This window comes from Azoarcus indigens (genome assembly GCF_004361735.1).
In the GTDB taxonomy this organism is placed as follows: domain Bacteria; phylum Pseudomonadota; class Gammaproteobacteria; order Burkholderiales; family Rhodocyclaceae; genus Azoarcus; species Azoarcus indigens.
Window position 1 is genome coordinate 21739 of the sequence record NZ_SNVV01000037.1, and the last position, 9346, is coordinate 31084.

At 70.5% G+C, this 9346-nt stretch carries 9 protein-coding genes; all 9 read left to right on the plus strand.

Annotated elements, in window-relative coordinates:
- The 9 genes from C7389_RS23715 (at window position 1) to C7389_RS23755 (ending at window position 9259) form a co-directional block, all read left to right on the plus strand.
- Window positions 1–759, plus strand: coding sequence for an SRPBCC family protein (locus tag C7389_RS23715; RefSeq protein WP_133595143.1), 759 nt, complete (start codon window positions 1–3; stop codon window positions 757–759).
- Window positions 760–967: 208 nt separating this feature from the next.
- Window positions 968–2161, plus strand: coding sequence for an amino acid ABC transporter substrate-binding protein (locus tag C7389_RS23720; RefSeq protein ID WP_133595144.1), 1194 nt, complete (start codon window positions 968–970; stop codon window positions 2159–2161).
- 14 nt (window positions 2162–2175) lie between these two features.
- A complete protein-coding gene (locus C7389_RS23725) occupies window positions 2176–3000 on the plus strand; it encodes a phytanoyl-CoA dioxygenase family protein (RefSeq protein ID WP_133595145.1) in 825 nt (274 codons plus the stop codon).
- 97 nt (window positions 3001–3097) lie between these two features.
- The gene (locus tag C7389_RS23730; RefSeq protein WP_133595146.1) at window positions 3098–4282 is read left to right on the plus strand and encodes an amino acid ABC transporter substrate-binding protein; all 1185 of its coding nucleotides are present in this window, start codon (window positions 3098–3100) and stop codon (window positions 4280–4282) included.
- Between the two features lie 120 nt (window positions 4283–4402).
- The gene (locus C7389_RS23735) at window positions 4403–5266 is read left to right on the plus strand and encodes a branched-chain amino acid ABC transporter permease (RefSeq protein WP_133595147.1); all 864 of its coding nucleotides are present in this window, start codon (window positions 4403–4405) and stop codon (window positions 5264–5266) included.
- On the plus strand, window positions 5263–6357 hold the full coding sequence (locus C7389_RS23740; protein WP_133595148.1) for a branched-chain amino acid ABC transporter permease: 1095 nt from the start codon (window positions 5263–5265) through the stop codon (window positions 6355–6357). The genes C7389_RS23735 and C7389_RS23740 overlap by 4 nt, the downstream gene beginning before the upstream one ends.
- Window positions 6354–7127 (plus strand): ABC transporter ATP-binding protein, encoded by a 774-nt coding sequence (locus C7389_RS23745; protein ID WP_133595149.1) that lies wholly within the window; start codon window positions 6354–6356, stop codon window positions 7125–7127. The genes C7389_RS23740 and C7389_RS23745 overlap by 4 nt, the downstream gene beginning before the upstream one ends.
- Window positions 7120–7899 carry an ABC transporter ATP-binding protein gene (locus C7389_RS23750; protein ID WP_133595150.1) on the plus strand — a complete coding sequence of 260 codons (780 nt, stop codon included), beginning with the start codon at window positions 7120–7122 and terminating at the stop codon, window positions 7897–7899. The genes C7389_RS23745 and C7389_RS23750 overlap by 8 nt, the downstream gene beginning before the upstream one ends.
- Window positions 7900–7909: 10 nt before the next feature.
- On the plus strand, window positions 7910–9259 hold the full coding sequence (locus C7389_RS23755) for an oxamate carbamoyltransferase subunit AllG family protein (RefSeq protein WP_211168395.1): 1350 nt from the start codon (window positions 7910–7912) through the stop codon (window positions 9257–9259).
- Window positions 9260–9346: the final 87 nt, after the last annotated feature.

A 9346-nucleotide genomic window follows, 5' to 3' on the forward strand; every position in this document is an offset into this window, starting at 1 on the left:
GTGGAAATCGAACAAAGCTTCAGCGTGCCCTTTCCGCGCGCCCAGGTGTGGGCCTGCTTCCAGGACATCGAGGGCGTGGTCGCCTGCCTGCCCGGCGCCGGCCTCGCCGAGCCTCCGCAGGACAGCAAGCTCAAGCTGACGATGACGGTGAAGCTGGGCCCCATCGTCGCCGCCTTTGCCGGCGACGGCGAGATGAAGCTGGACGATGCCAGCTGCACCGGCGCGGTGAGCGGCAGCGGCGCCGACCGCAAGAGCGGCTCGCGGGTCAAGGGCGAGGCCGCCTTCGCCCTGCACGAGGAAGGCGCGGCCGCCACCCGGGTGGAGGTGAAGGTGGACTACAGCATCGCCGGCAGCCTGGCCCAGTTCTCCCGCGGCGGCATCGTCAAGGAGCTTGCCACCCGCCTCACCGAGGCCTTCGCCGCCAACCTCAAGGGCCGGCTGGAAGCGCTGCCGCCCGCCGTGGCGGTGGCGGCGCCGCAGGACGCTTCCCAAGCCCTCGCCGCCGAGGTGGCGCCGGTGCTGGAAAGCGCGGCGGCCAGCCTGGATGCGAGCCTGCCGGCGCCGGCGCCAGCGACTGCGGCCCCGACTGCCATCGAGACGGCCGCTTCCAGCGCGCCGGCCGGCAGCGCAACTGCCGTCCCCGCGCCCGCCGCCCCACGCCCGGCCTCCGCGCCGCTGGATGTCGGCAACCTCTTCTGGCGGATGTTGCTGGACCGCATCAAGGGCTGGTTCGGCCTCGGCAAGGGCAGCAAGGCCTGAAGGCGTCCGCCCTGGCGGCGGGCGAGCGGCACGGCGCCAGCAGAGCGCCGCCGCAGCAGCAAGCAGCACAAAAAAAGAAGCGCAAAAAAGAAGCAGAGCAGGACAGAGAGCAGTGCAAGAAAAAGGCGGCCACTGGCCGCCGGCAGCATCGCGACACGCTGCCCGCCATGAGGCGGGCGCACTCCCAACCCCCACGGAGAGGACGACGATGAATCTGAACAAGCACCTGGCATGGCTGCTGCCGCTGGTATGGCTGGCCTGTGCCGGCGGCGCCGGCGCGGCGGATGAAGTCCGCATCGGCGCGCCGCTGGCCCTCACCGGCAGCCTGGCCGACGCCGGCAAGAAGCAGCAGGCCGCCTTCGCCCTGTGGCAGGAGCGGGTGAACGCGCAGGGCGGCATCCAGGTGGGCGCGCGCAAGCTGCCGGTGAAGCTGGTGAGCTACGACTACCAGTCGGACGAGCGCCGCGCCCAGCAACTGGCGGAAAAGCTCATCACCCAGGACAAGGTCGACCTGATGACGGCGCCTTTCGGCTCCGGCCACGCCAAGGTGGTGGCCGGCGTGGCCGAGCGCTACGGCATGCCCATCGTCGCCGTCTCCTCCAGCGAGCCGGTGCATAACCAGGGCTACCGCAACCTGTTCGGCACGCTGGCGCCCTCAGTGGGGCTGGTGGACGCGATGATCGGCCACTTCAAGCAGCACCTGCCGGCGCTGAAGCGGGTGGCCATCCTCGGCCGCGACGACGTCTTCCCCCGCATCATGGCCACCACGCTGGAGAAGCAGGCGCCGGCCGCCGGGCTGGAGGTGGTCTACAGCGCCCTCTACCCGGTGGGCAGCATGGACCACAGCGCCGCGCTCACCTCGCTGAAGGCGGCCAGGCCGGACTGGATCTACGTCACCGGCTACACCCAGGACCTCATCCTGGTGCGCAAGCAGATGGCCGACCTCGGCATCGGCGCGCCGGTGGTCACCATGATCACCGGCCCGGCCTACCGCGAGTTCGTCGACGGCCTGGGGCCGCTGGCCGAGGGCGTCACCAGCGCCACCTGGTGGCACTGGTCGCAGAACAACAGCGGCGACGACGTGTTCGGCTCCACCGCGGCCTTCACCGAGGCCATACGCGCCAGGACCGGCGGCGATCCCGACTACGTGCACGCCTCCTCGGCCGCCGCCCTCATCGTGCTGCAGAAGGCGATAGAAGCCGCCGGCTCCACCGACCGCGACGCGGTGCGCGCCCAGCTGGCGAAGATGGACGTGCAAACCTTCTACGGCCGCATCAAGTTCCGTGCCGATGGCATGAACGACAACCGCGAGCTGCCCATCATCCAGGTCCAGTCGGGCAAGCCGGTGGTGCTCTACCCGGCGGCCATGGCGCAGGGCCGGCTGCAGGCCATCGGCCAGTAAGGGAGGGAGACGCCATGCCCAAGCACCTCACCGACGCCCAGGTCGCCCACTTCCGCGAGCACGGCTACGTTTTTCCGCTGCGCGCGATGGATGCCGCCGAGGCCGACCGCTACCGCCAGCTGATCGAGAACTACGAAGCCACCATCGGCGAGGACGCCAACCGCAGCCTCAAGATCAAGGGCCACCTCGCCTACCCGGCGCTGGTGGAACTGGGCCGCAACCCGCGCATCCTGGATGCGGTGGAAGACCTCATCGGCCCCAACATCCTGCTGTTCGGCGCCTCGCTGTTCGCCAAGAACGCGCGCAACCCCAGCTATGTTTCCTGGCACCAGGACTCCGCCTACTTCGGCCTCACCCCGCACGAGGAGGTCACCGCCTGGGTGGGCTTCACCCACGCCGACGCCGAGAACGGCTGCCTGCGGGTGCTGCCCGGCTCCCATACCGGGCCGGACCGCCGCCATGTGGAAACCTTCGCCGCCGACAACATGCTGGCCAAGGGTCAGACGCTGACCGGCATAGACGACAGTCTGGCGGTGGAGATGCCGGTGGCCGCCGGCGAGTTCTCGCTGCACCACGAGCGCACCGCCCACTGCTCCCTGCCCAACCGCAGCCACGGCCGCCGCATCGGCTTTGCCTACTTCTTCATTCCCACCCATGTGAAGCCGCTCAAGGGCCGCCACCGCGCCACCCTGGTACGCGGGGTGGACGCGTACGGCCACTGGGATGCCGACGTGCTGCCGGCCTATGACCTCGACCCCGCCGCGATGGCCCAGCTGCGCGGCGCCTGGGGTCAGTACAAGGACGGCGAGACGCGCCAGGTGGCGGACATGGCGCCCTAGCGCCGCCGCCGGCCGGACTCAGGAATACGCAGTACCCGAGCAGCACAACGACGATAACCCCCCAACCCCAAGCATCACCTATCAGGACCTTGTGATCATGAGACTCAAGCATCTTCTGTCCGCGCTGGCCCTGGGCACGCTCGCCATCGCCGCCCATGCGCAGAACACGATCAAGATCGGCGCGCCGCTGGCGCTCACCGGCAGCCTGGCCGACGAGGCCAAGAAGCAGCAGGTGGCCTACGCCATGTGGCGCGACCGCGTGAACGCGGCCGGCGGCATCAACGTCGGCGGCACCAAGATGAAGGTGGAGCTGGTGGAGAGCGACTACCAGTCCAACGCCCAGCGCGCCCAGCAGATGGCGGAAAAGATGATCAGCCAGGACAAGGTGGACTTCATGACCTCGCCCTTCGGCTCCGGCCATACCAAGGTGGTGGCCGGCGTGGCCGAGCGCTACGGCGTGCCGGTGGTGGCGCCCTCGGCCTCGTCCGAGTCGGTGTTCGACCAGGGCTACAAATACCTCTTCGGCACCCTGGCGCCCAACGGCGGCCTGGTGCAGACCATGGCCAAGCTGTTCATCCAGCAGATGCCCAACGTGAAGACGGTGGCCATCCTCGGCCGCGAGGACGTGTTCCCCAAATCCATGGCGGTGAGCATGCAGGAAGCGGCCAAGGCCGCCGGCCTCACCATCGTCCATGACGAGCTCTACCCGGTGGGCAACCTCGACTTCTCCGCCTCCATGTCCAAGATCAAGGCCGCCAAGCCGGACTGGATCTACGTCACCGGCTACGACAAGGACCTCATCCTTGCCCGCAAGCAGATGGCCGACCTCGGCGTCACCGCGCCCATCGTCACCATGGTCACCGGCCCGGCCTACCCGGAGTTCATCAACAACCTCGGCAAGCTGGCCGACAACGTCAGCAGCGTCACCTGGTGGCACCAGGCCACGCCCTACACCGCGGACGACGTGTTCGGCTCCACCAAGGCCTTCCACGACGAGTACGTGAGCCGCGCCAAGGCCGAGCCGGACTACGTCGGCGCCTCTTCCGCCGCCGCCCTGGTGGCGCTGCAGAAGGCCATCGAGAAGGCCGGCACGCTGGACAAGGCCAAGGTGCGCGACGCCCTGGCGGCGCTGGACATCACCACCTTCTACGGCCCGATCAAGTTCGGCGCCAACGGCATGAACGCCGGCCGCGAGCTGCCGGTGATCCAGGTGCAGGGCGGCAAGGTGGTGCTGCTCTACCCGGAAGCGATCAAGCAGGCCGATCTCAAGCCTTTCAACTGAGCCCTTTCAACCGAGGCCCTTCAACTGACCCCGGCCCGCGCCGGGGCGCGCGGTTCCGCCAGAGCGGGCCGCCGCGCGCCCCGGCGCGGGATCCGACAGACTCCAACCCACCGGTCCGCCATGGAAACCTATATCCAGATCATCGCCAACGGCCTGATGCTCGGCGCGCTCTACGCCTGCATCGCGGTCGGCTTCTCGCTGGTGTGGGGCGTGCTCAACGTCATCAACATGCTGCACGGCTCCTTCATCGTGCTCGGCGGCTACCTGGCGTTCTTCGCCTGGGCGCAGCTCGGCGTCAGCCCCTTCGTCATGCTCTTCGTCGTCGCCGCGGTGCTGTTCCTGCTCGGCTTCCTGATCCAGTACGGCGCCATCAACCGCGTCGTCAGCAAGCCGGTGCTGCTCACGCTGACGCTCACCTTCGGCCTCGACCTCATCCTCTACAACTTCATGAACGTGGTGTTTGAAGCCACGCCGCGGCGCATCACGCTGGACCTCGGCAGCCTGGGCATAGGCGAGGTGATGCTGCCCTACGACCGCCTGCTGGCGATGCTGCTGGCGCTGGCGATGACCGGCATCCTCTACTGGGTGCTGCGCAGCTCCCGCATCGGCCGCGCCATCGTCGCCGTGCGCATGGACCGCGACGCCGCCGCGCTGATGGGCATCCGGGTGAACAAGGTGTACGCCATCACCTTCGGCATCTCGGCCATGATGGCCGGCGCCTGCGGCGCGCTGATGGCGGTGGTCTATCCCATCACCACCAACACCACCGGCCTGCTGCTCGGCAAGGCCTTCACCATCTGCGTCATCGGCGGCTTGGGCAGCGTGCCCGGCGCCCTGGTCGGCGGGCTGGCGCTGGGGCTGATCGAGAGCTTCGCCGGCACCTGGCTGGGCGCGCAGTACGCGATCCTGATCGGCTCGCTGCTGATGCTGACCCTGCTGATGGTCCGCCCCACCGGCCTGATCGGCAAGCGAGGCTACGAATGAGCACCTCCGCCAAACTCCCCGCCCGCCGCGGCCTGCGGCCGGCGCACTTCGTGTTCCTGGCCTGGGCGCTGCTGCTGGCGGCCATGCCCTTCCTCGCCGACAACTACTTCGTCCGCCTGGCCACCTTCGTCGCCATGTACTCGGCGCTGGCGCTGTCGTGGAACTTCATCGGCGGCTACACCGGCTACCCGTCCTTCGCCACCGCCGCCTTCGTCGGCCTCGGCAGCTACACCGGCGCGGTACTGCAGAACGCCGGCGCGCCCATGGTGGCGGCCTGGGTGTGCGCCACGCTGTTCACCGGCCTGGTCGCGGCGCTGATCGGCGCCGCCATCCTGCGCATGAAGGGGCACTACTTCGCCGTCGGCTCCATCACCCTCATCGAGGTGCTGCACCAGGTGGCCTCGCTGTGGAGCAGCGTGACCGGCGGCGGCGAGGGCCTGAACGTGCCCATCCTCGCCGGCGGGCCGGACTTCGCCGGCCGCGTCTTCCTCTACGCCATGCTGGCCACCCTGCTGCTGGTGTGGGCGGTGACGCTGTGGGTGGACCGCTCCAAGCTTGGCTTCGGCCTGCGCTGTATCAGCCAGAACGAGGATGCGGCCGACATGGTCGGCATCCAGGTGAACCGCTACAAGACGGTGGCCTTCACCCTGTCCGCGCTGTTCTGCGGCACGGTGGGCGCCATCTACGCCTCGTGGGTGTCCTACATCTCGCCGTCGGACGCCTTCTCGGTGCTGCTCACGCTGAAGGTGCCGGCGATGGCGATGCTGGGCGGCCTGGGCACGGTGTACGGCCCCATCGTCGGCGCCGCCGCCTTCGTGCTGATGGAAGAGACCATCTGGGCCCACTTCCTCGACTACAACCAGGCCATCCTCGGCGTGGTCATCGTGCTGCTCATCCTGTTCCTGCCGGGCGGCTTCCTCAAGATCGACTACCGCCGGCTGTGGCGCCGGCCGCCGCCGGCCCGGCCGGCCGCGCCTGCCGCTTCTGCTCTTTCCGCCGCGGTTACCGGCGAGAAGGCCGAAAAGGGCGAGAAAGCGGACAAGGCCGCCGCCGCGCCGCTGGCCACCTTCGCCCGGGAGGGCCGCTCATGAGCCACCTGCTCGAAGTCCGCAACCTGAGCAAATCCTTCGGCGGCCTGCAAGCCACCAAGGATGTGAGCTTCACCCTGGACGAAGGCGAGATCGTCGGCCTCATCGGCCCCAACGGCGCCGGCAAGACCACGCTGGTGAACCTCATCACCGGCGTGCTCAGCCCCAGCGCCGGCAGCATCGTCTTCCGCGGCCGCGACGTCAGCCGCCAGCGCCCCTGGCAGGCGGCGCGCAGCGGCCTGGCGCGCACCTTCCAGATCGTGCAGCCCTTTCCGCAGATGACGGTGCTGGAGAACGTGGCCGCCGGCGCGCTGTTCGCCGGCGCCGCCAGCAGCCGCGCCCAGGCCGAGCGCGAGGCGATGGAGCATCTGGAGTTCGTCGGCCTCGCCGACCAGGCGCTGCGCCCGGCCACCGCGCTGACGCTGCCCTCGCGCAAGCGCCTGGAACTGGCCAAGAGCCTGGCGATGAAACCCAAATTGCTGCTGCTGGACGAAGTGAACGCCGGCCTCAACACCGCCGAGATCGACAAGGCGCTGGCGCTGATGCGCACCATCGCCGCCCGCGGCATCACCATCCTGCTGATCGAGCACCTGATGAAGGTGGTCACCTCGCTGTCCACCCGGGTGCTGGTGCTGCACCACGGCGAGCTGATCAGCCAGGGCGCGCCGCAGGCGGTGCTGGAAGACCCCAAGGTGGTCGAGGCCTACCTCGGCAGCAAGTTCGCCGCGCGGCTGGCCGCGCAGGCCCAGGAAACCGGAGTGGAACATGTCTGATCTGTCCGCAATCGTCTCGCCGCAGGGCGCCGCGCCGGCCGCCGCCGTCCAGCCCAAGCGCCCGCTGCTGCAGATCCAGGGCCTGGAGGCCGGCTACGGCGACGTGCAGGTGCTGTGGGGCGTGGACCTGGAAATCCCCAACGGCGAGATCACCTGCATCGTCGGCTCCAACGGCGCCGGCAAATCCACCCTGCTGCGCACCATCTCCGGCATGGTGCGCGCCAGCGCCGGCAGCATCCGCTTCGCCGGCCAGGACATGACCGGCGCCGGGCCGGACCGCATGCTGGGCGCCGGCATTGCCCACGTGCCCGAAGGCCGGCGGTTGTTCCGCGGCATGTCCATCCGCGACAACCTGCTGCTGGGCGCCTACATGCGCCACGACAGCCGCGCCGACATCGAGCGCGACCTGGAATTCGTCTACGGCATGTTCCCCATCCTCAAGCAGCGCGAGAAGCAAGACGCCACCACCCTGTCCGGCGGCGAGCAGCAGATGTGCGCCATCGGTCGCGGCATCATGTCGCGGCCGCAGCTGCTGCTGGTGGACGAGCTCTCCCTCGGCCTCGCGCCGCGGGCGGTGGAACTGCTGGGCGAGGCGCTGCTGGAGATCAACCGCAAGGGCCTCACCATCGTGCTGGTGGAGCAGGACGTGCTGACCGCCTTCGACCTCGCCAGCCGCGCCTACGTCATCGAGACCGGCAAGGTGTCGCTGTCCGGCAGCACCGCCGAACTGGCCGCCGACCCGCGGGTGCGGCGCGCCTACATGGGCATGTGAGGAGAGCGCGGTGAATCTGGAAACCAAGGCCGTTCCGGCCCCCGCCAGCCACGTCGCCCAGGGCGCACCGGCCGGGCAGGGCGAAGGCGTGGCCGCCGCGGCGGCCCACTGCCCGCGGCACGCCACCGCCAACTGCGCGCCGCTCGCCCGCCTCGCCGCGGTGCGGCCGCGCTGGGTCGCGGTGCGCAGCGCCGCCGAAGCCCTGGGCCTGGCCGAGCGCACCCTGCTGCACGCCGGCCCGCCCTATGCCGACCCGCGCCAGCCGGCGGCGCCGGTGCTGTCCTCGGCGGTGCTGTGCTGCCTCTACGAAGGCTGGGCCGGCAGCGAGGCCGAAGCCGAAGCCATGATCGCCGACGGCCGGGTGCGCCTACTGCCGGCGCAATCCCTGGACGTGGTGACGCCGCTGGCGGCGGTGATCTCGCCGCGCACCGCGCTGGTCGAGGTGGAAGACGCCGCCAGCGGCCGCCACGCCTGGTCGCTGCTGGGCAGCGGCGCCGGGCCGCAGCTCCGCTTCGGCAGCCGTGACGCCGCCATCCTCGAACGCCTGCGCTGGCGCGACGAGGTGCTGGCGCCCCACCTGGCCGGCCAGCTCGCCGCCGCGCCGGTGGAGCTGCTGCCGCTGGCGCTGGCCGGCCTCGCCGGCGGCGATGACCTGCACGGTCGTACCACCGCCGCCACCGCCGAACTGCGCGCGCTGCTGCAACCCTGGCCGGGCCAGGATTCGGCCGTGGCGACCGCGGTGGACGCCATGCTGGAAAGCACGCCGCTGTTCTTCCTCACCCTGTGGATGGCCGCCTGCCATCTCGCCCTCAGCGTGGCCGCCGACGGCGCCGACCCGGCCTCCACCCTGGTGGTGGCGCTGGCCGGCAACGGCAGCGACTGCGGCATCCGCCTCGCCGGCGACCCCGCGCGCTGGTGGACCACCGCCGCGCTGCCGCCCGCCGGCCCGCGCCTCAATCCCGCGCTGAAGGCCAAGGCCGCGCCGCTGCTGGGCGACAGCGGCTGCATAGACGCCGCCGGCTTCGGCGCCCAGGCCCTGGCCAGCGCCGACGAAGTGCGCAGCGCCCTCGCGCCCTGGCTGCCCGAACGCTGGTGCGAACGGCCGCCGCTGCAGGCGCGGTCCGCCCATCGCGGCGAACGCGGCGACGGCGCTGGCGAGCTGCGCTGGACAGTACTGGATGCCGCGCTGATCGCCGCCGGCCCGCAACCCGCGCTGGCCACCATCGCCATGGTGGACGCCGCCGGCCGCGCTGGCCTGCTGGGCCGCGGCATCGCCCAGGTTCCAGCGGCGCTGTTCCGGCGCGCGCTGGCGGGTTTGCTGCACAACGCGCTGGCCGGCCTGGAACGGCACGATGGATAGCCTGGACCTGGAAGTGCTGCAGCGCGCCCGGCGCTGGCTGAGCGAAGGCCGGCGGGTGCTGCTGGCCACGGTGGTGCGCACCTGGGG